This window comes from Psychrobacillus faecigallinarum (assembly GCF_014836595.1).
GTDB lineage: Bacteria > Bacillota > Bacilli > Bacillales_A > Planococcaceae > Psychrobacillus > Psychrobacillus faecigallinarum.
On record NZ_JACSQO010000011.1, the window covers coordinates 114,460 to 135,053 of the forward strand.

20 protein-coding genes, 1 rRNA gene and 1 riboswitch are annotated in these 20,594 nt (G+C 38.9%); all 21 genes read right to left on the reverse strand.

Going from position 1 to position 20,594, the window contains the following annotated elements:
- Window positions 1-4: 4 nt before the first annotated feature.
- Window positions 5-685, reverse strand: coding sequence for a heptaprenylglyceryl phosphate synthase (locus H9650_RS17690; RefSeq protein WP_154309960.1), 681 nt, complete (start codon window positions 683-685; stop codon window positions 5-7).
- Between the two features lie 349 nt (window positions 686-1,034).
- Window positions 1,035-1,355, reverse strand: a complete 321-nt coding sequence (locus H9650_RS17695) for a YerC/YecD family TrpR-related protein (RefSeq protein ID WP_144541618.1) — start codon at window positions 1,353-1,355, stop codon at window positions 1,035-1,037.
- Window positions 1,356-1,380: 25 nt separating this feature from the next.
- Window positions 1,381-2,439, reverse strand: a complete 1,059-nt coding sequence (locus H9650_RS17700) for a DUF3048 domain-containing protein (protein ID WP_154309959.1) — start codon at window positions 2,437-2,439, stop codon at window positions 1,381-1,383.
- Between the two features lie 14 nt (window positions 2,440-2,453).
- Window positions 2,454-4,184 carry an adenine deaminase C-terminal domain-containing protein gene (locus H9650_RS17705; protein WP_154309958.1) on the reverse strand — a complete coding sequence of 577 codons (1,731 nt, stop codon included), beginning with the start codon at window positions 4,182-4,184 and terminating at the stop codon, window positions 2,454-2,456.
- A gap of 462 nt (window positions 4,185-4,646) precedes the next feature.
- Window positions 4,647-5,906, reverse strand: coding sequence for a phosphoribosylamine--glycine ligase (gene purD, locus H9650_RS17710; protein WP_191697800.1), 1,260 nt, complete (start codon window positions 5,904-5,906; stop codon window positions 4,647-4,649).
- A 17-nt stretch (window positions 5,907-5,923) separates the two neighbouring features.
- Window positions 5,924-7,459, reverse strand: a complete 1,536-nt coding sequence (gene purH, locus H9650_RS17715; RefSeq protein ID WP_191697801.1) for a bifunctional phosphoribosylaminoimidazolecarboxamide formyltransferase/IMP cyclohydrolase — start codon at window positions 7,457-7,459, stop codon at window positions 5,924-5,926.
- 266 nt (window positions 7,460-7,725) lie between these two features.
- Window positions 7,726-8,295: a phosphoribosylglycinamide formyltransferase gene (purN, locus tag H9650_RS17720; protein WP_191697802.1), complete on the reverse strand. Its 570-nt coding sequence runs from the start codon at window positions 8,293-8,295 to the stop codon at window positions 7,726-7,728.
- The gene (purM, locus tag H9650_RS17725) at window positions 8,295-9,350 is read right to left on the reverse strand and encodes a phosphoribosylformylglycinamidine cyclo-ligase (protein WP_151112714.1); all 1,056 of its coding nucleotides are present in this window, start codon (window positions 9,348-9,350) and stop codon (window positions 8,295-8,297) included. The genes purN and purM overlap by 1 nt, the downstream gene beginning before the upstream one ends.
- 11 nt (window positions 9,351-9,361) lie before the next feature.
- Window positions 9,362-10,783 carry an amidophosphoribosyltransferase gene (gene purF, locus H9650_RS17730; protein WP_144541604.1) on the reverse strand — a complete coding sequence of 474 codons (1,422 nt, stop codon included), beginning with the start codon at window positions 10,781-10,783 and terminating at the stop codon, window positions 9,362-9,364.
- Entirely contained in the window at window positions 10,759-12,990 is a 2,232-nt protein-coding gene (gene purL, locus H9650_RS17735) for a phosphoribosylformylglycinamidine synthase subunit PurL (RefSeq protein ID WP_151112712.1), read from the reverse strand. Before purL ends, purF begins: the two co-directional genes overlap by 25 nt.
- Entirely contained in the window at window positions 12,974-13,660 is a 687-nt protein-coding gene (gene purQ, locus H9650_RS17740) for a phosphoribosylformylglycinamidine synthase subunit PurQ (RefSeq protein WP_151112710.1), read from the reverse strand. The genes purL and purQ overlap by 17 nt, the downstream gene beginning before the upstream one ends.
- A complete protein-coding gene (purS, locus tag H9650_RS17745; RefSeq protein WP_191697803.1) occupies window positions 13,657-13,911 on the reverse strand; it encodes a phosphoribosylformylglycinamidine synthase subunit PurS in 255 nt (84 codons plus the stop codon). The genes purQ and purS overlap by 4 nt, the downstream gene beginning before the upstream one ends.
- On the reverse strand, window positions 13,908-14,624 hold the full coding sequence (gene purC, locus H9650_RS17750; RefSeq protein WP_191697804.1) for a phosphoribosylaminoimidazolesuccinocarboxamide synthase: 717 nt from the start codon (window positions 14,622-14,624) through the stop codon (window positions 13,908-13,910). The genes purS and purC overlap by 4 nt, the downstream gene beginning before the upstream one ends.
- Window positions 14,625-14,671: 47 nt before the next feature.
- Window positions 14,672-15,970, reverse strand: a complete 1,299-nt coding sequence (gene purB, locus H9650_RS17755) for an adenylosuccinate lyase (protein ID WP_154309950.1) — start codon at window positions 15,968-15,970, stop codon at window positions 14,672-14,674.
- A gap of 15 nt (window positions 15,971-15,985) precedes the next feature.
- The gene (gene purK / locus H9650_RS17760; protein WP_191697805.1) at window positions 15,986-17,107 is read right to left on the reverse strand and encodes a 5-(carboxyamino)imidazole ribonucleotide synthase; all 1,122 of its coding nucleotides are present in this window, start codon (window positions 17,105-17,107) and stop codon (window positions 15,986-15,988) included.
- Window positions 17,104-17,592: a 5-(carboxyamino)imidazole ribonucleotide mutase gene (purE, locus tag H9650_RS17765; RefSeq protein ID WP_144541590.1), complete on the reverse strand. Its 489-nt coding sequence runs from the start codon at window positions 17,590-17,592 to the stop codon at window positions 17,104-17,106. The genes purK and purE overlap by 4 nt, the downstream gene beginning before the upstream one ends.
- A 142-nt stretch (window positions 17,593-17,734) precedes the next feature.
- Window positions 17,735-17,835, reverse strand: a riboswitch (purine riboswitch).
- Window positions 17,836-17,931: 96 nt separating this feature from the next.
- Window positions 17,932-18,123: an NETI motif-containing protein gene (locus H9650_RS17770; protein WP_191697806.1), complete on the reverse strand. Its 192-nt coding sequence runs from the start codon at window positions 18,121-18,123 to the stop codon at window positions 17,932-17,934.
- The gene (locus H9650_RS17775) at window positions 18,120-18,665 is read right to left on the reverse strand and encodes a DUF2179 domain-containing protein (protein WP_144541586.1); all 546 of its coding nucleotides are present in this window, start codon (window positions 18,663-18,665) and stop codon (window positions 18,120-18,122) included. The genes H9650_RS17770 and H9650_RS17775 overlap by 4 nt, the downstream gene beginning before the upstream one ends.
- A gap of 482 nt (window positions 18,666-19,147) precedes the next feature.
- Complete coding sequence (locus H9650_RS17780) at window positions 19,148-19,642, reverse strand: hypothetical protein (RefSeq protein WP_191697807.1); 495 nt, start codon at window positions 19,640-19,642, stop codon at window positions 19,148-19,150.
- Between the two features lie 30 nt (window positions 19,643-19,672).
- Window positions 19,673-20,152, reverse strand: coding sequence for a nuclease-related domain-containing protein (locus tag H9650_RS17785; RefSeq protein ID WP_191697809.1), 480 nt, complete (start codon window positions 20,150-20,152; stop codon window positions 19,673-19,675).
- Window positions 20,153-20,513: 361 nt separating this feature from the next.
- Window positions 20,514-20,594, reverse strand: a 5S ribosomal RNA gene (gene rrf, locus H9650_RS17790); the annotation flags it as partial.

Below are 20,594 nucleotides of genomic sequence, written 5' to 3' on the forward strand. Positions count from 1 at the left end.
ATTATCATTTAACAGCATTCACAGTTTTTAATGCTTCGTTTAAATTATCATATACTTGGTTTCCAACAATAATGGTATCTGCATGGGCTGCCATTTCACGAGCCTGTGCCTCTGTTTTAATGCCCCCACCATAAAAAAGCTGAGTCTGTTTCAAGCCTGATTTTACCTTTGCCACGGTCTGTACTTCTCCGTACATTCCACTGTATTCCATGTAGAAAACAGGGAATTTAAACATATGCTCCACCATTTGTGCATAGGCAATTATATCATCGATTGAATTGACTGGCTCTGCATGTGTCAGCTCTGCAGCCTTACAATCAGGATTTAAAATACAATAACCTTCTGGGATTATTTCTTCCCAATTCATAACCTCACCAAATTCCTTTGTTGCCTTATGATGCAGATCCTTCACCCATTTGGTGTCAGTGCTATTTAGAACACTAGGAATAAAATAAAAGTCAAACCCAGGTGTAATGCTGTCAATTGTAGAAACTTCCAATGCCACAGGGACTGCGTATCTCCGAATTCTCATTAAAAGATCTATCACATTATCTAAGGTCACCCCATCAGAGCCCCCGATAATAATAGCATCGGTTCCCGACTCACAAACCTTCTCCAACGCATCAGCAGCAATTTCTTTGGCAGGGTCTAGCTTAAATATATGTCGCCATTCTTTATAATCCATTTTTTCACCTACATATAATTGTTTATTAACATTAACCCATTATAACAAAAAACCGAACAGACATCGCTGTTCAGCCCATAATGATTCTAAATTTGTAATAAATAATATCTAATTGGTCCCTTCAATATTTTTCTAATAATTACGCAGCATATAGGTGTTAGCTTTAAATCGTTTTTTTTACACTAACTTAGAGATTCCCTCATAAACAAAACTAGCTGTCACAAAAGGATGCCGGTTAACTATTATAAAGTTTTAAAAAAGCTAAAGGCAAGAATAACTGTTTTACCAGCATTCTTGCCCTTTCATATTAAATAGCAATAAAGGCTTTATGTACGTTTCCTTTTCACTACTACTCTTTTCTATTTATTACAGGTGCTTCGTCTGGATAGAGTCTGCCTAACATTTCATCGTATGCATCGTTTCCATAATCATATGCACGTCTCACTCGTGAAATAGTAGCTGTGCTTGCTCCAGTTTCTTTTTTTATAGATTCATAAGTTTTTTTGAGGCGAAGCAAATGTGCTACTTCAAATCGTTGAGCAAGCGACTGAATCTCGCTAATTGTGCATAGATCATCAAAGAAGCGATAGCATTCATCTATATCCTTCAATTCTAAAATAGCATTAAATAATTGGTCTGTTTGTTTACCTTTAATTTTATCAATCTGCATATAGTTCATTCCTTTCATCGTTTACTTATGGCAAATACTTTACCATGCTTTCTATCCCTGGATTAGTAGGAACAATGCTAATCCAAGTTTTGCCTTGCACCAGCTTGACCGGTATGCCATTTTCCATCGGAACTAATATTCCGTCTACGTTTTTCCACTCTATCTCCTTCATAATACCAGCTTGGAAAAGATATGCTTTTCCTCCATCAGCTAAGGATAGCTTCTGACGACCAGCATTATCAATGGTTTTATGTGGTATTTCCATAAATATTAGATTAGCAAGCTTCACTGGAGTCTGCTTTTCTTTGTCAATTGTCAAAATACCTGCAGATTTTCTTTCGTAAATACCTTGCTCTTGCACATAATTATATTCATTCTCAAAGCTTGTTCCAGAACCATAACGAACGCTAACATTAGAAGCTGGGCTACCTAGTTTTGCTCCTTCAGCTGTTTCATAAAATGAAAAAGTAGGGATTTTATTTATTTCCATAGAAGCTCCTACTCGATCTGCTCCTGCAAAAATATTTTCACTAGAAATATAGGAATTATGGGGTGCCTTTCTTTCACTAGAACGCTTAAAGAATATCCCATCATATTGCATACCATTTATATTATCTACTACTCTTGCATTTAACATTTTTTGAGCATCAGGACTATAGCCGTGAGCTACGTAGAAAGCATCTAATCCTTTAGCTATCTCCACAAAGTAATCTCTCGCACTTCGAACTGGTCCTATATTATCAGGGACCTCACTTTGGAAAACAGCCAAAAAACGGGTTACATTCCCTTCTGCCATCACTTCATAAATCATGTCCGCCTGAGAAATTCCGGATTGTGGGCGAGCTTGCGGATGATTATTAATCGTTACCATGACAGGTCTTTGTTTAAGCTCCACTTCAGAGCCTATACCTGTAAAAGGAGCAACAAACGGAAGAGGAACTGGCTCCTCTTCTATCACTTCCTCTACAACATCTTCTATGTCTTCTCCTGTGTCTTCAGCGACAGCTTCTTCAATGCCAGCATCTTTTGAACAACCTGCTAGCAACAAGCAAACAACAGCAATGATTCCCCATTTTTTGAACACTTTCTCGAATCCTCCTACCTCATAACTGCTGGAAATAGTACTTTTTTCTTCATTACATCGAATATCCCTTTTTGTGTTATCCGGACATAAGGTAAATGAGTGGACTGTAAAAACAGCAGTGTATATATAGCATCCCCATGCTTAAAGCCTCTAGCAGCTAGTTCTTTTTTTAGTTCTACCTCTTCTTCTATAAGTGCTTCCATCGGTTTATCAGAGAGTCCTCCTCCTATTGGAAGACTAATAGAACAAACAACTTGTTCATTCTCTACAATGACAATTCCGCCATTCATCTTCTTCATTTCGTTAAAGGCTTGAAGCATGCTTTCCTTATTCTTTCCAACTAACAATATATCCCCCGTGTTGGAATAAGAGGAAGCAAAGCCCATAAGCTTATTCGCAAATCCCTTTATCAAGGTTGATACCTTCCATTTACCATTTCTGTCTATAAGCAACAGGAAGCTTTCATCATGGTTTGTAGATAACTCATTGTCAGTAGTATCTACGCTTACGGAATAAGGCTTTGTAATAACATCATTTACCATCTCTATTCCAAACGGCATAGAGAATTGAAAGTCACTATCAGTAAGATCAAAGTCAAGTTTAAATAGCGCCATTCCTGACCAATTAACTGGATCTAATGCTCTTACTTTTTCACTATTCTTCCTTAACCAAACACCCTTTGACAAAACACTTATTGGCACTGGGTTTTGCTCGTCCTCTAGGAAGTTGAGTGTGGCAAAGCGACCACTAGCAATTACACCATGTAAATTCGATAAGTTATAATATTTTGCTACATTGAAGGAAGCCATTAAATAAGCGTCTATCGGGTCAACTCCAGCATCTAAAGCAACTTGAATACATTTATCCATTACACCGTCCGTATGGAAGGAGGGTGTAGAACCGTCTGTAGTCATCATTAAATGGTCAAAAATGTGAAGATCTTTTTCTAAAATGTCCTTCAAGAGATTTGGCAGATCAGGACGAATAGAAGAATGCCTTAAAGTTACAGCATAGCCATGAAGAATTCTTCTTTCAACCTCTTCAATCGTCATCGATTCATGATCTCCATCTGCTCCTAGTAAACGCATTCTGGCAAGCGTCTTTTCTGAGGCTCCTGGAAAATGACCTTCAATTTTCATTCCATTTGTTTTTGCCTGCTGGAGCCAATAAAGCATTTGGTCATCACCAGATAATAATCTTGGCCAACCTGTCAGCTCTCCTCCCATAATAACATCTGGACGATTAATCCATTCTCCCACTGTTTTAGAGGTGAATAGTTGCTCTTCATTTTCTAATTCTGTTTGAGAATCAAATCGAGACCACCAGTAAAAAGAGAAAGGCAACTTTTTAAGCTCGTCCATAATTGAAAACGCTTTCTTATTTTCCAACATTAGGAAAAGGATTAAATTATCTGAAATAAACGCTGTTGTCCCCAACTGTGCAGCAAAATCTGCAAACGTTTGTGGATTATATAATTGAAAAGGGTGAACATGAGGTTCTATATAGCCTGGTACAATTTTTTGTCCAGCAGCATCGTATACTTCTGTCTGATTCGTAATAAGCGGCATATCAGTACCTGAATAAACAATTCGATCTTTTACAATCCAAATATTTCCATTAATCCATTTTTTAAGATGACTATGTAAGTAGGTAGCATTGGTTATTAATATGTCTGGTGCTTTCGTTCCGTTCACCACTTCTATTTGATGCCTTATATGCTCGATTTTCCATATTGGATAATGCATGATTCCTTCTCCTTCCTGTAAGTCTTTTATTTAAATAATAGTAGCACAGTACTTTAGTAAAGCAAAGCACTGAAATGTATTTTTTGTAAATTCTGATACACGAATAGGTCTATTGTCATTACTAATTAATCAACCAATTTAAAGGTATATTCCCTTATATTTTATGAAGATGTTTATATCACACTTTAAAATTTACTTCACGAATAAAAGTACTCGATACTATATAATAGTTTTATTTGAAAAAAATATGATAAGAAAAGTGCAAGCGTCTAAGCCTTCAACAAATTGCGGTTGATTTCAGCTTTAGACGTACGCTTTCCGCGAGGGAGCAATAAGCCATCTGTCTCCCTGCTCCCGCTGGAGTCGACGTCTGTCGCTTCAATTAAAAAGTTTTGTAAAAAGAAATATGCTTCCTATCTTAAAAAAGAATGTCCGTAATGTTACCGGACATTCTTTTCGTGGTCATTTAAATGTACGCCAGCCAATATCAGTTCGATAGAATAAGTCATTCCATTCTAGACTAGAAAGACCTTCGTATATTTTATCTTGCGCAGCTTTTAATGAGGTCTCTTTTGCTGCTACTAAAATTACTCGACCCCCATTTGAAACAAAGTCTTCATCCCGTTTCTTCGTGCCTGCATGAAAAATATGCAAGCCTTTTTCAAATAAAGAATCTAGGTTAGGAAGTTTTGCACCTTTGATTGGATTTTCTGGGTAACCATCCGCAGCAATTACTACACCTAACATAGCTTCATCAGACCAAAACAAATCAAATGGCTTTTCATCCATCAATGATTTCATGAACTCCCCAAAGTCACTTTTCATTCTAGGGAGAACTACTTGGGTTTCTGGATCACCAAAACGGGCATTGAATTCAATGACTTTTGGTCCTTCCTTAGTAAGGATTAAACCAGCATATAATATACCTGTGAATGATATGCCTTCAGCCGTCATTGCTTGAACTGTTGGCACCACGATAGTTTCGTAAGCAGTATCCACCACTGCCTGAGAAATTTGTGGAACTGGGGAATACGCCCCCATACCTCCAGTGTTCGGACCTTTATCGCCATCGAAAGCACGTTTATGGTCTTGAGCAATAACCATTGGATAAATAGTCCCTTTGTGAACAAAGGACATAAATGAAAATTCTTCTCCATCTAAAAATTCTTCTATTACAACACGCGAAGAAGATTCTCCAAACAATTGGTTACCAATCATGTCTTCTACTGCAGAATCTGCCTCTTCAACCGTCATGGCAACTACAACACCTTTGCCAGCAGCAAGTCCATCCGCTTTTATAACAATTGGAGCCCCAAGCCTTTCAATATATTCCTTTGCTTTGTCTACCTCTGTAAAGGTTTCATAAGCAGCAGTCGGAATACCATATTTGTCCATTAATTCTTTAGCAAAGGTTTTACTTCCTTCAATTTGTGCAGCAGCCTTCGTTGGTCCAAAAATGCGTAAGCCTTGTTCCTCAAAGAAATCTACAATTCCTTCTGCAAGGGGTTGCTCTGGTCCGACAAACGTCAAATCTATTTCATTATCCTTTGCAAACTTGGCTAATTCTTTAAATGCAAGGGCCTCTATTGGAACGATTTGAGCTTCCTTTGCCATTCCGGCATTTCCAGGTGCTACAAACACTTTTTGCACAGAGGGAGATAAATGAAACTGCTTAGCAATTGCATGCTCTCTCCCTCCGCTACCAATAACAAGTATTTTCATGAATGAGGAAGCCTCCTTTAGTGTTTAAAATGACGTACACCTGTAAATACCATAGCAATTCCATATTCATTTGCTTTATCGATGGAATCTTGGTCCTTTACAGATCCTCCAGTTTGGATAATTGCTGTAATTCCAGCTTTTGCAGCAGTCTCCACCGTATCATTCATAGGGAAGAAAGCATCTGATGCAAGGCTTGCTCCTTTTGCAAGGCCTCCTGCTTGTTCAAGTGCAATTTTTGCAGATCCAACACGATTCATTTGACCTGCACCTACACCAACTGTCATGTCCTTAGTCGCTACCACGATTGCGTTAGATTTCACATGCTTCACAACGTTCCAACCTAATGTCATCGATTTCCATTCTTCCTCTGTTGGTTCACGGTCCGTAACAACCTTTATATTTGCATCTTTTAATCCAAATGTATCAGGAGATTGTATTAATAATCCGCCCTCTACCGATACAGTATTCCATTTGTCTTTTTTAGTTTGTTCATAAGAAATGGTCAATAGGCGAATATTTTTCTTTGCTGTAAGCATTGCAATAGCTTCCTCAGAGAAGGACGGAGCTATGATAATTTCTAAGAAAATTCCTGCCAATGTTTTAGCGGTAGCTGAATCCACTTCACGGTTTAAAGCTACAATTCCTCCGAAAATAGAGGTAGAATCTGCTTCATAGGCTTTTTGGAATGCCTCAGAGATTGATTTTCCTGTACCAACTCCACATGGATTCATATGCTTCACCGCTACAGCGGCTGGCAAGTCAAACTCTTTAACAATTTGGATAGCAGCATTGGCATCTTGGATATTATTATAGGAAAGCTCCTTTCCATGTAATTGCTTAGCCGATGCAATTGAGAAATCTGAGCCAAGTGGTCGTTTATAGAAAGCAGCCTGTTGATGAGGATTTTCTCCGTAACGCAACGCTTGTTTACGCTCATATGTAAGGGTTAATAGCTCTGGGAAATCTTCCCCCGCAAGATTTGTCATATAATCTGCGATTAACGCGTCGTATGCAGCAGTATGACGGAATACTTTAGCAGCAAGTCTACGACGTGTTTCAATAGTAGTTTCTCCGTTTTCTTTTAGCTGGCTTAATACTTCATCATAGTCCGCGGCATCGGTAACCACTGTTACGTATTGATGATTCTTTGCTGCCGAACGGAGCATAGATGGTCCACCAATATCGATGTTTTCAATCGCATCCTCAAATGCTACGTCAGGCTTTGATATAGTTTCTCGGAAAGGATAAAGATTTACACAAACGATTTGAATCGGTGTGATTTTATGTTCCTCCATCTGAGCTTGGTGAGAAGGATCATCATGTTTCGCTAATAATCCACCGTGAATCATAGGATTTAATGTTTTTACTCGACCATCCAAAATCTCTGGAAAGTTTGTCACTTGGTCAACAGAAGTAATGGCAACACCATTTTGTTCTAAAAATGATTTAGTACCACCAGTTGATAATATTTCGTAACCAAGCTGTTCCAGCTCTTTTGCAAACTCAAGAATTCCTGATTTATCTGATACACTGATTAATGCACGTTTTGACACAATAATTCCTCCTAATTTATCGAAAAATCAATATTACTCATTAATAAGAAAAGTGCAGCCTATGTCCGCACCTACTTATTAGCGTGCGGAAAAATCACAAACGACGCATTAGCGGCGGGGATGGCTTATCGCTCACCCCGCGGAAAGCGTCCGCCTAGAGCAGAAATCAACATACTTTACTTTATGACTTACTTTTTTGAAAGTACGAGCTTATACTACCTTGTCAATGTGAATATTCGTTACAGGCATTGTCTTATCTTCTTCCATTAACTCCATAGCTGTTGTAAGGTCTTCACGTATAATTCATGCTCCACTGCATGGATTCTTTCCTCTGTCTTCTCTCGATCCTCCGCTACAACCTCTACTGCATATTGAGATAGTATTGGTCCGGTATCCATACCTGCATCTACCAAATGTACTGTAACTCCAGTAACCTTTACTCCATGCTTCAATGCTTGACCAATAGCATCCTTTCCAGGAAATGCTGGGAGTAAGGATGGATGAATATTAACAATACGATTTGGAAATGCATCCAACAATATATTGCCAACTAATCTCATATATCCAGCAAGCACTAGCCATTCGACCTGCAGTTCTTGTAGCTTTTTTAAAATCTCCTGCTCATAGGCGTCTTTTGTAGAATAGCTAGTCGGCTTTAAAACAAGTGTTTCTACTCCTACTGCCTCTGCACGTTTTACAACGTAAGCGTCTTGTTTATTAGTTACAACTAATACGGGTTCACCTATTAACCTACCTGTCCGTACAGCATCATAGATTGCTTGAAAATTAGAGCCGCTTCCAGAAGCAAAGACGGCAAATCTTGGTCCTGTATTCATTACACTAAGCTCCCGTCATGTGTTCCGTTGAATAGAACACCTTCACCTTTCACCACACGACCGATTGTATATGCCTTTTCTCCATGAGACTCAGCTATAGCAATCGCCTTCTCTGCCTCTTCTTGAGACAATGCTAGTACAAAACCAATTCCCATATTAAATACATTGTAAAGATCCTTATCCGTGAGCTGACCTTTTTCCTTTAAAAATTGGAATATCGGAAGCACTTCCCATGAGCCAAGATCAATTTCCACCGCTAAAGCCTCTGGCATCATACGTGGAAGGTTTTCATAGAACCCTCCGCCAGTTACATGTGCCATTCCGTGAATGTTTAAATTTTGATGCATCTCCATTACTGGTTTCGCGTAGATCTTAGTAGGAGTTAATAGAGCCTTGCCTATTTTTCCAAGCTCCTCGAAGCCCTCTACTACTGTATCCGTCTTGTATCCTTGTTCTTCAAATACTATTTTACGCACAAGGGAATATCCATTAGAGTGAACTCCACTAGAGGCAATACCGACTAAAACGTCCCCTTCAGCTATCTTTTCACCCGTAACAATTTTAGACTTTTCACATGCTCCAACAGCAAATCCCGCTAGATCATATTCGTCTTCTTCGTATAGACCTGGCATTTCTGCTGTTTCTCCACCGATTAAAGCCGCTCCTGACTGAACACAGCCATCTGCAACGCCCTTCACAATTTGTTCGATGCGAGCTGGCACTGCCTTACCTACTGCCACATAATCTAAGAAAAATAAAGGCTCTGCACCCTGAGCGACAATATCATTTACACACATAGCCACACAATCAATCCCGATTGTGTCATGAGTGTCAGTCATAAAGGCTAGCTTGAGCTTCGTCCCAACTCCATCTGTTCCAGAGATTAAAACTGGTTCCTTATAATTCAAGGAAGATAAGTCAAACATTCCCCCAAAGCCACCAAATGTACCCATGATTCCTTTTCTAGCTGTGCGTTCGACATGTGATTTCATGCGCTCAACTGCTTCATAGCCGGCTTCAATATTTACACCAGCTTTTTCATATGCTTTTGACATTTATAATCCTCCTATCGAACAAGCTCTTTTTCATGTGGTAATTTCGTGTCTGGGAATATATCCGTTGGATATTCTCCTGTGAAACAGGCTAAGCAATGACCACAATTCTTTTCTCCCTCGGGTCTCCCAATAGCTTTTACCATTCCCTCAACCGATAAGAAGGAAAGGGAATCCGCACCAATTAGGACTCTCATTTCTTCGATAGTATTATTTGCTGCAATCAGCTCCGAGTCGGAACTAATATCTATTCCATAAAAGCATGGATTTTTTAAAGGAGGAGAGCTAATTACTACATGAACCTCTGTTGCTCCGGCTTCTTTTAACATATTCACAATTCTTTTAGACGTTGTTCCCCGAACGATTGAATCATCTACCATTACCACTCGCTTACCTTTAACTACTTGACGCACTGGTGATAGCTTCATCTTCACTCCACGCTCACGCAAATCCTGCGAAGGCTGTATAAATGTTCTGCCTACATATCGGTTTTTTATAAGTCCTAATTCATAAGGAATTCCTGTAGCCTCTGAAAATCCAATTGCAGCAGAGATACTTGAATCCGGAACGCCTGTTACTACGTCAGCATCGATGAAGATCTCTTTTGCAAGCTGTTTTCCTAATCGTTTTCTTGCTGAGTGAATGTTAATACCATCTATATCTGAATCTGGACGAGAAAAATATACATATTCCATTGTACAAATAGCACGATCTCTCTTCTCCATATATCGTTCAGAACGGCAGCCATTATCATTAATGATTAATAGCTCTCCTGGTTCAATCGAGCGAACTAATTCTGCACCTATTAAATCAAAGGCACTCGTCTCAGAAGCAACCACCCAAGCATTATCTAGCATCCCTAAAGAAAGAGGACGCATACCTTGTGGGTCCTGTGCGACTAGCATTCCATCCTCAGTTAAAATGATGAAAGCAAATGCTCCTTCTAATAGTCGAAGAGATTGCTTTGCACGTTCTTCAAATGAAGGAAGTCTACTTTTTTTAAGTAAATGTGCTAGCACCTCTGTATCCGAAGTTGTTTGGAAGATGCTCCCTTGCTGCTCTAAATTACGCTTTAAACGAGTGGCATTTACGATGTTACCATTGTGAGCAATTGCCAGGCTGCCAGTAGTAGAATTAAATAGTAACGGTTGTACGTTCTCTATACCTGATCCCCCTGCAGTTGCGTAGCGAACATGGGCAATTGCTGAATGACCTTCAAGCTGCTCCAACTTCCCATTGTTAAACACATCGTTTACAAGACCTTCACCTTTAACAGCTCGCAATGACTTACCATCTGTTACTACGATTCCAGCACCCTCCTGTCCCCGGTGCTGCAATGCATGTAAACCGTAATAGCTCATAGCTGCTGGGTTTGAGTGTCCCCAAATTCCAAACACTCCGCATTCTTCATTTAAGCCTCTGAGTTCAGTAAGCATGGTATTGCTCCTTTCCAAGCGGAACGGAATTCCTCAACAGAACCGTTTATCCAAGTAGTTCCGTTTTCTTGAGAGATTACTAGATTGTTTGTATCAGTTACCTGTCCAATTTTCACCGCATCTTGTACTAGTGCTTCAAACTGACTAGCATTTTCAGATTTAACAGTCACAATGAAACGAGACTGTGTTTCACTGAATAGGGTTGTTATTGCCGAACCTTGAACCGTCACTTCAATTCCAAGCCCTTTAGCATCGAACGTTTTTTCAGCTAGGGCTACTGCAAATCCACCTTCTGCAATATCGTGTGCAGACTGTACTAAGCCAGCTTTAATCGCTGATAGTAAAGCCGTTTGACGAGCTGCCTCTACATCTAAATCGATAGAAGGTGCTTGACCAAAAATACGTCCTTCTACTAATTTTTGTAGCTCAGATCCACCAAATTCAGTTTTAGTGTCACCAATCAAATAAACTAGATCCCCCGCTTGTTTAACGGATTGAGTCGTTACATGAGCCAAATCCTCCACTAATCCTACAAGACCAATCGTAGGTGTCGGATAAACTGCTGTTCCACTTCTTTCATTATAAAGGGACACGTTTCCTCCAATTACCGGTGATTCTAATGCGATACATGCGGCTGAAATTCCTTCAGCAGACTGATCTAGCTGCCAGAATATTTCTGGATTTTCCGGGTTACCAAAATTCAAGCAATCTGTAATTGCAAGCGGCTTAGCACCAGAACACACTACATTACGTGCTGCCTCTGCCACAGCGATCTTACCTCCAGCAACTGGATCTAAGTAAATATAGCGGGAGTTGCAATCTGTCGTCATAGCAAGACCTTTATTTGTTCCTCGAACGCGTACAACTGCTGCATCAGAACCAGGTGTTACTACTGTGCTAGTACGGACCTGGTAATCGTATTGATCGTATACCCATTCCTTGGAAGCAATCGTTGGCTGTTGGAGAAGATTTAAAAGAGTTTCTTTATAGTCTGTTACTAGTGGTTCTTTGTTTTCCATTGCTTGAAAATCTGTGAAATAAGCAGGAACAGCTGATGTCTTATAATAAACAGGTGCTTCCTCCGCTAATGCATCTGCAGGAACCTCTGCCACTACTTCCCCTTTATGCAATAGACGAAGCATTTTATCGTTGGTCACCTTACCAACTGCTACACAGTCTAGACCGTATTTTTCAAAAATCTCTACAATTTCCTCTTCACGGCCTTTTTTTACAACAATCAGCATTCGTTCCTGTGATTCAGATAGCATCATTTCATAGGCAGTCATACCTGTCTCACGTTGTGGAACAAAGTCTAAATTCATCTCTACTCCGTAACCAGCTTTGGAAGCCATTTCTGCTGAAGAAGAAGTTAATCCTGCTGCTCCCATATCTTGAATTCCGATAATAGCGTCAGATTTAATAACCTCTAAGCAAGCTTCAAGCAAAAGTTTCTCCATAAATGGGTCTCCTACTTGAACTGCAGGGCGTTTTTCTTCAGAAGTTTCCGTCAATTCCTCGGAAGCGAATGTTGCTCCGTGAATTCCGTCACGTCCTGTTTTTGCTCCTGCGTACATCACCGTGTTACCTTCACCAGCCGCAATACCTTTTTGAATATCCTCATGATTGATTAAGCCTACACACATAGCATTTACTAATGGGTTACCCTCATAGCAGTCATCAAACTGAATTTCTCCTCCAACAGTTGGGATACCTATACAGTTACCATAACCAGCAATACCTGCCACTACTTCTTCAAACAAATACTTTACGCGTGGTGTTTTTAGTTCTCCAAAGCGCAATGAATTTAACATTGCAATTGGACGAGCGCCCATAGAGAATACATCTCGGATAATGCCTCCTACCCCAGTTGCAGCTCCTTGATAAGGTTCGATTGCAGAGGGATGGTTATGAGATTCCATTTTAAATACTACTGCCTGACCATCACCAATATCGACTATCCCTGCGCCTTCACCAGGACCTTGCAAAACTTGTGGTCCCTTAGTAGGGAATTTGCGTAAAACTGGCTTAGAATTTTTATAAGAGCAATGCTCTGACCACATAACCGAGAACAAACCAGTCTCTGTATAGTTTGGTAGTCTACCTAGAATGTTTTCTACCATAGCAAATTCTTCATCGGACATTCCCATTTGAGCATATAGCTTCTGTTCTTTAATTTGCTCCGGATTTGGTTCAAGCATGACTGACATGAGATTCCCTCCACTGTTTCAAAATAGATTTGAATAACGCTAATCCATCATTTCCACCCATAATTTCGTTTACAGCACGCTCTGGGTGTGGCATCATCCCAAGAACATTTCCTCTTTCATTTACAATACCTGCGATATCTTCAATACTTCCGTTCGGATTTTCTGAAGCATAGGTGAAAACAATTTGGTTGTTTTCCTTTAAAGACGTTAGTGTTAGCTCATCACAATAATAATTTCCTTCCCCATGGGCAATAGGGATTTGAATAACTTCATTCTTCTCATATGAAGAGGTAAATTGAGTTTCATTGTTCACTACCTTTAAGTCAACTGTTCGGCACATAAATTTCAAGTCTTTATTGCGCAATAGTGCACCAGGCAAAAGGCCAGCCTCTGTTAGTACTTGGAAACCATTACATACGCCTAGTACAGGCTTACCAGCTTCAGCAGCCTTCACTACTTCTGACATAATATTCGAGAAGCGAGAAATAGCACCACAACGTAAGTAGTCACCATAAGAGAATCCGCCTGGCAATAAAATAGCGTCAAATCCGCTTAAATCCTTCTCATCATGCCAAACATATTCTACTTCTTCTCCAAGCTCGTCTTTAATCGCATGGTACATATCTAAATCACAGTTCGATCCTGGAAATACGATTACCGCGAACTTCATTTGCTTACAGCCTCCTCAACCTCATAACGATAGTCTTCGATTACTGTATTAGTTAAAAGCTTTTGACACATCTCTCTTACAACTGTATCTACATCACGTGTTCCTTCTTCAATTTGTAGCTCCAGATATTTACCGATTCGAACGTCAGTTACTTCGTTATAGTCCATAGAGTGTAGAGCACCCATTATTGCACTCCCCTGTGGATCTAAAACACTTTCACGAAGTGTCACATATACTTTAACTTTTTTCATTTTGATAGTCCTCCTAGACGGGAAAGTATAATTTCATAAACCTCTGTTAAGCTTCCTAAATTGCGTCTGAACACGTCTTTATCTAATTTTTTGTTTGTTTCTTTATCCCATAGTCTACAAGTATCAGGAGAGATTTCATCAGCAAGCAAAATAGCGCCGTCTGTTGTTTTACCAAACTCTAATTTGAAATCTACTAAAGTAACACCAATATCAGAGAATATTGGGCGAAGCACCTGGTTAACTTCGAGCGCCATTGTTTGAAGCGTATCTATTTCTACTGGTGAAGCAATTTCTAATAATTCCAAATGTGCATTCGTTAAGAGTGGATCCCCAAGGTCATCATCCTTGAAATAAAACTCAACGATTGGTTTTTTTAAAGGAGTGCCCTCTGCCATCCCGAGTCTTTTTGAAAGACTACCAGCGGCTATATTTCTAACGACAACCTCAAGTGGAATAATTTCCACCTTCTTTACAAGCTGCTCATTTTCAGAGATTTGCTCGATAAAGTGAGACTCAATACCATACTTTTTTAGCTGTTCGAAAAGTATGGTAGTAATTTTGTTATTTAATATTCCCTTACCACCAATTTCTGCTTTCTTTTCTCCATTAAATGCAGTGGCACTATCCTTATATGCAACATAGAGAACGTCTTCGTTCTCTGTTGCATATAATCTTTTTGCTTTACCTTCGTATAATAGATCGCCTTTTATCACGGTAATTTCCTCCATTATTCAGATATGCCTTAATGTTTTCGTTAACTCTATTCGTTTAAGCCTAAGCGGTCAAAAATCATATCGACGTGCTGAATGTGGTAATTGTAGTCAAAACAATCATCCAACTCTTCTTTTGTTAATAATGAAGTAATCTTTTCATCTGCATCCACAAAGTTACGGAAAGCTGTTTGAGATTCCCAAGCCTTCATTGCTAGTGGCTGTACTGTATCATAAGCAGTTTCGCGAGCCAGCCCTTTGTCAATAAGCGCAAGTAAAACACGTTGCGAGTAAATCAGCCCTAATGTAGAATCCATATTTCGTTTCATATTTTCAGGGAACACAGTAAGATTTTTCACGATGTTACTAAAACGATTTAACATATAGTTCAGTGCAATTGTTGCATCCGGTAAAATTACACGCTCAGCAGAAGAGTGAGAGATGTCTCTTTCATGCCATAAGGCTACATTTTCATAGGCAGTCATCATATATCCACGAATGAGACGTGCCATCCCAACCATATTTTCTGATCCTATCGGGTTACGTTTATGAGGCATTGCCGATGAACCCTTTTGCCCTTTTGAGAAAAACTCTTCGACTTCACGAGTTTCTGACTTTTGAAGACCACGAATCTCTGTTGCAAATTTCTCGATAGAAGTTGCTACTAATGCAATTACGCTTAAGTATTGAGCATGACGATCACGTTGTAATGTTTGAGTTGAAATTGGTGATGCTGCTAATCCTAGCTTTTCACATACATACTGTTCAACAAATGGATCGATGTTTGCATAAGTACCAACTGCTCCTGACATTTTTCCTGTTTCAATTACAGTAGCCGCAGCCTCAAAGCGCTCAAGATTACGCTTCATTTCTTCTGTCCATAGAGCTAGTTTTAAACCGAAGGTAGTCGGCTCTGCATGAACACCATGTGTACGACCCATCATTACCGTATATTTATGCTCTTTAGCCTTGTTTTCTAATATCTCAATAAAATTTTGAATGTCTTTACGTAAAATGCCGTTAGCTTGTTTGATCACATAAGAAAGAGCGGTGTCTACTACATCCGTAGATGTCAGTCCGTAATGCACCCATTTACGCTCTTCCCCCAAAGTTTCGGATACTGCACGAGTAAATGCTACTACGTCATGTCTTGTTTCTTGCTCAATCTCTAAAATACGATCTACAGAAAAGGATGCATTTTTACGAAGAAGTGCGACATCCTCCTTTGGTATATCACCAATCTCTGCCCATGCCTCACAAGCTAGTATTTCTACCTCTAACCACGCATTGTATTTATTTTCTTCTGTCCAAATCGCTCCCATTTCAGGGCGTGTGTAGCGTTCTATCATTTCTTTTCCTCCAAATTAAGACCAAATTTTTGATTGTTCAATTTCTGTCAGTGTTTCCTCTATATTGTCCGAAAGGATAGTAACATGTCCCATCTTCCTATTTTCCTTTGCCTCACTTTTACCATACAAGTGCAGCGACCAGTTTGGATACTTGCTTAGCGAGTTTGTTACAGGGATAACATGCTGTCCTAGTACATTAACCATAATTGCGTTCGTCCATAGCTTTGGTTGTCGTAATGGCCAACCACAAACAGCTCTTACATGCTGATGAAATTGAGAGACATTACAAGCTTCTATAGAATAGTGACCGGAGTTATGGGGTCTAGGTGCTAACTCGTTAATCAGTAATTTATCGTCCTCTAGCACAAACATTTCAACAGCAAGCGTCCCTATTAAATTCAAATGGTTCGCAATTGTTTCAGCAGCTTCCACCGCTTTGTCCGATAGAGATGTACTAATTCTTGCTGGAACAATGGTTTCGTGTAGAATATGGTTCACATGAATATTTTCCCCGATTGGCAAGCAATAGGTTTCACCATTTCCATTTCTTTGAACGATTACAGAGATTTCTTTATTGAATGGTACAAACGCCTCTGCAATACACGCCGAGTGTTCAAAAAGAGGCTTAGCTAGTTTTAAAGCATCCTTACTTTTGACAATTTGCTGTCCCTTACCATCATACCCTCCTCGCGTAGTTTTCACCACGCAAGGGTAACCAATGTTGTCAATGTTGGACACTAGCTCATCATAGTTTTGTACCTCTATAAATTTTGCCACCGGAACTCCAGCTGCTCTTATAGATTTCTTTTCTAAAATACGGTCCTGCGTAATTCTTACCAAATCTGCCCCCTGAGGAACATAGGCAATTTCTGCAAGACGTTTTAGACCTTCATAATCTATATTTTCAAACTCATATGTTATAACTTCACTTACATCGGCTAATTCTTCTAATGCAGCCTCATCATTATATGGCGCCACAATTCGAATATCTGCAATCTGACCACAAGGAGAGTCCATCGTTGGCTCGAGTACCGCTACTTTAAACCCTGCCTCTTTGGCTGCAAGGGCCATCATTCTACCAAGCTGTCCCCCACCAATAATTCCTATTGTTTGTCCTGGATAGATTGTCTTCGTCATCGTAGCTCACCATTACTTTCTAAGACGCTATTTTTCGTTGCTTCTCTTCGATTCTCTAATCTACTAGTAATTTCTGCATCTTGAATGGAAAGAATTTGTGCCGCTAGTAGCCCTGCATTTGTAGCTCCTGCCTTTCCTATAGCTACCGTTGCTACTGGAACTCCTCCAGGCATTTGAACAATTGATAACAAGGAATCTAATCCGTTCAATGCCTTCGATTGGACTGGAACCCCGATGACTGGAAGAGTTGTTTTTGCAGCTACCATTCCTGGTAAATGTGCTGCTCCGCCAGCTCCAGCAATAATAACTTGTATACCTCGATCTCTTGCCTGCTCTGCATATTCAAACATAAGATCAGGAGTACGATGTGCAGAAACTACTTGTTTTTCATATGGAATGTGTAATTCATCTAAGATTTCACAGCTATGCTTCATTGTTTCCCAATCACTAGAACTACCCATAATTACACCAATTTTTGCGTCCATTATTTTCGTCCCTTCCTTTTTTAAACAAAAAATTCCTCAAATAAACTGTTTTCTTTTAGAAGAAAAGCAGTTTACTTGAGGAATATAAAAAATGGGTTTGTTATTTGCATATGCATATAAGAACTCACCCTTTTAGTAGTTTCCAAAAGTCGCTTTCCCTCATAGTCCTGTCATTTACGGTGACTTGGTAGAGACGCTAAAGCCAATTCTTTAGCATATATGGGGATAAAATCGTTCTATTACTATTAATATTCTAACAAGTCTAGATAGTAACGTCAACGGTTAAAAGCGAACAATTAATTTTCAGAAAACTATAATGTTCGGTTTTTAGTACTTATTTCAAGATTCTTTATCTTTTATTCCTTTTAATTGAATCATTTGTCTTATAGGGGTAGGAACTCCGTCTACCTCTGCAAATAAAGGCTCTTCTCTCCTACCGACCACCTGAAAGCCTTGCTTTGCCATCTTTTCCATACAAGCAGAGATGCTTTCGTTTTCCTCCACTTCAAACCATTTGGTTTCTTGCTTCATCTAAATAACTTCCCTTTCCGAACCGTTTTGACCCAGAAGCCCCCATGAATAGTTTTGGGCTCATAAGCAATGATAAATATTTTCGGGTCGATTTCCTTTAACCGATTATACAGCTTAACTTCGTATTTTCTCGGAGTTAATATTTGCAATGCTTGTCTGTGACCTTCCAGACCATTTGCAGTCCAATCTGTAACACCATACCCCTCTTCCCTCAAAATAGAGGATAAGTGGTTAACGTCACTTTCAGTAGAAATAGCATTGACCATAATATATCCTAAAGACATTTTTTCCTCAAGTTTAGAACCAACGATAATCCCTGTACCAAAACCAAGCGCATAAGCAATTAAATTCTGGATTGCATCCAAGTTATCTAACACCAGTCCTAAACCTACTATATAAACGGTTACTTCTATTATACTCATAAAAGCTGCAACATAACGATAGCCTTTCAGTGTTAGAATCATTCTTGTTGTTGATAAGGTAACATAAACAATGTTAATCGCGAAGATAATCAAAACCATAGTAAATGCATTTTCTAACATTCTTTCAACTCCTCTTATATAATACTTCCCCATTGGTTGAAGATGTATTAATATATACCCTTTATGGTTAGACCTAATCGGAAAATTGAAGAATTGTAGTTGTTCTTAAGAATGTGTGAGGGAAAATATCTATAATGACAGAGGGATGAATGAAGTATGAGGGAAAATACATGTCTTTGGAATGCTTGATGGAAATTTTGAGTGTTGTGACTGAAATGAAGCTTTAATTGGGGTCTATTTTTGGATGGATATTGGATTTATGACCGTTCGTGGAGATTTATGACCGGATAGCTTAGTTTTATGACCGGATAAATTATTTTATGACCGTTCAGCATTTTTCTACTCATTCTTAAGAAAAGTAGGTGCCATTTTAACCAATCATAAGTTTATTTAGGAACTGTTTTTGGATGGATTTTGGATTTATGACCGTTCGTGGAGATTTATGACCGGATAGCTTAGTTTTATGACCGGATAGACTAACTTTATGACCGCATAGAATTTTTTATGACCGGATAAATTATTTTATGACCGTTCAGCATTTTTCTACTCATTTTATATTTTGCACCTTTTCCTTCACCAATAGTTTTCAACTTCATGCTCTGCAATAACCTAGTCGCTGTCTGACTCTTTTCTATCTTTAAGAAACTTCGACAATCACTGTTTGTCATTTCTTCACCAACTAACATAAACCATTCTTTAATAGCTAAAATATGCGCATCCTTGTGCTGATTAAGACAATGTGGACATTTCCATGTTCGTATAACACGCCGCATGCCTATCTTGTTACATACCTTACATCTCACACCTTTGATCAAGTCATTAGAATCTATCCCCCATGCTTTACACATTGGATAAGGATAATAATCTTTATGAGCCTTAAGAATACTCTTACTTAACTCTTCCAATTGATTGGTTGATAGAAATGCAGCCTTTCTTGACTGATTCCATATAAAATTCGGAATACTACTTGGATACATAATGCATGCATTCTCTGGAGGCTTTATAATTTAAGACTTTGTAGAGCTTAACACGATGGCCCCAACTAGAGGTATTTGTATACCTCGATTCTCTAGCCATCTATGTAGCATGTTCAAATTTCTTTCCAATTGAACCTCTGGACTCTCAAAAATATCAACATGACCGCTCTCCAGTTTTCTTCTTAAACAAAATGGCTCTCTTTCAAAGCTTAGTTCACCAATAATGTTTTTCGACTCAAGCATTAATATATAATGTCGAGAAATGAATAAGGCATCTATTTGAAACTTACCATCCGCACTAAGATTCAAATCAAACATGATATTATATTCGAAGGGAAAAGCATATTTATTAAATATACCTTCTATAATTGCCTCTCCATTAATACCTGCTTTTACAGACATTACTTTGGAATGTATTAATGCTTTCATAGGATGATCATTCCCTAATCGCTCATATAGAGCCTGTAAACCAATGTAATTATAATTTATAGAGCCACTTTTATTAATCAAAACTCCCCTCCTTTTCTGCATAATAGCATAAATAGAGATATTGTAAATTTCTCTTTTTCAACAACAATTTCACTTTGAATGAATATATAACTTCATTATTCTAAAATATACTATATTTCCTTTTAATTATTTTATTTTTAATCTTTCCTGTCATATCTAGTTTCTATTTCCCGGGAAATGTCATTTCGAGGAAAAGACCTTTAATTTTTTCGACATTATAAAAGGACATTCCTTATTAATTATGTTCAACAGTAAAAAGAACTGCTATGTTAATGGAGTGGTTAGTGCCTTCGGTACTTAAAAATTCTTTGTAGAACAAAAAAAGCCGCCACCGATTACTCGGTGACGACTTCCTATAGTTGCCCAGCGACGTCCTACTCTTGCAGGGGGAGACCCCCAACTACCATCGGCGCTGAAGAGCTTAACTTCCGTGTTCGGTATG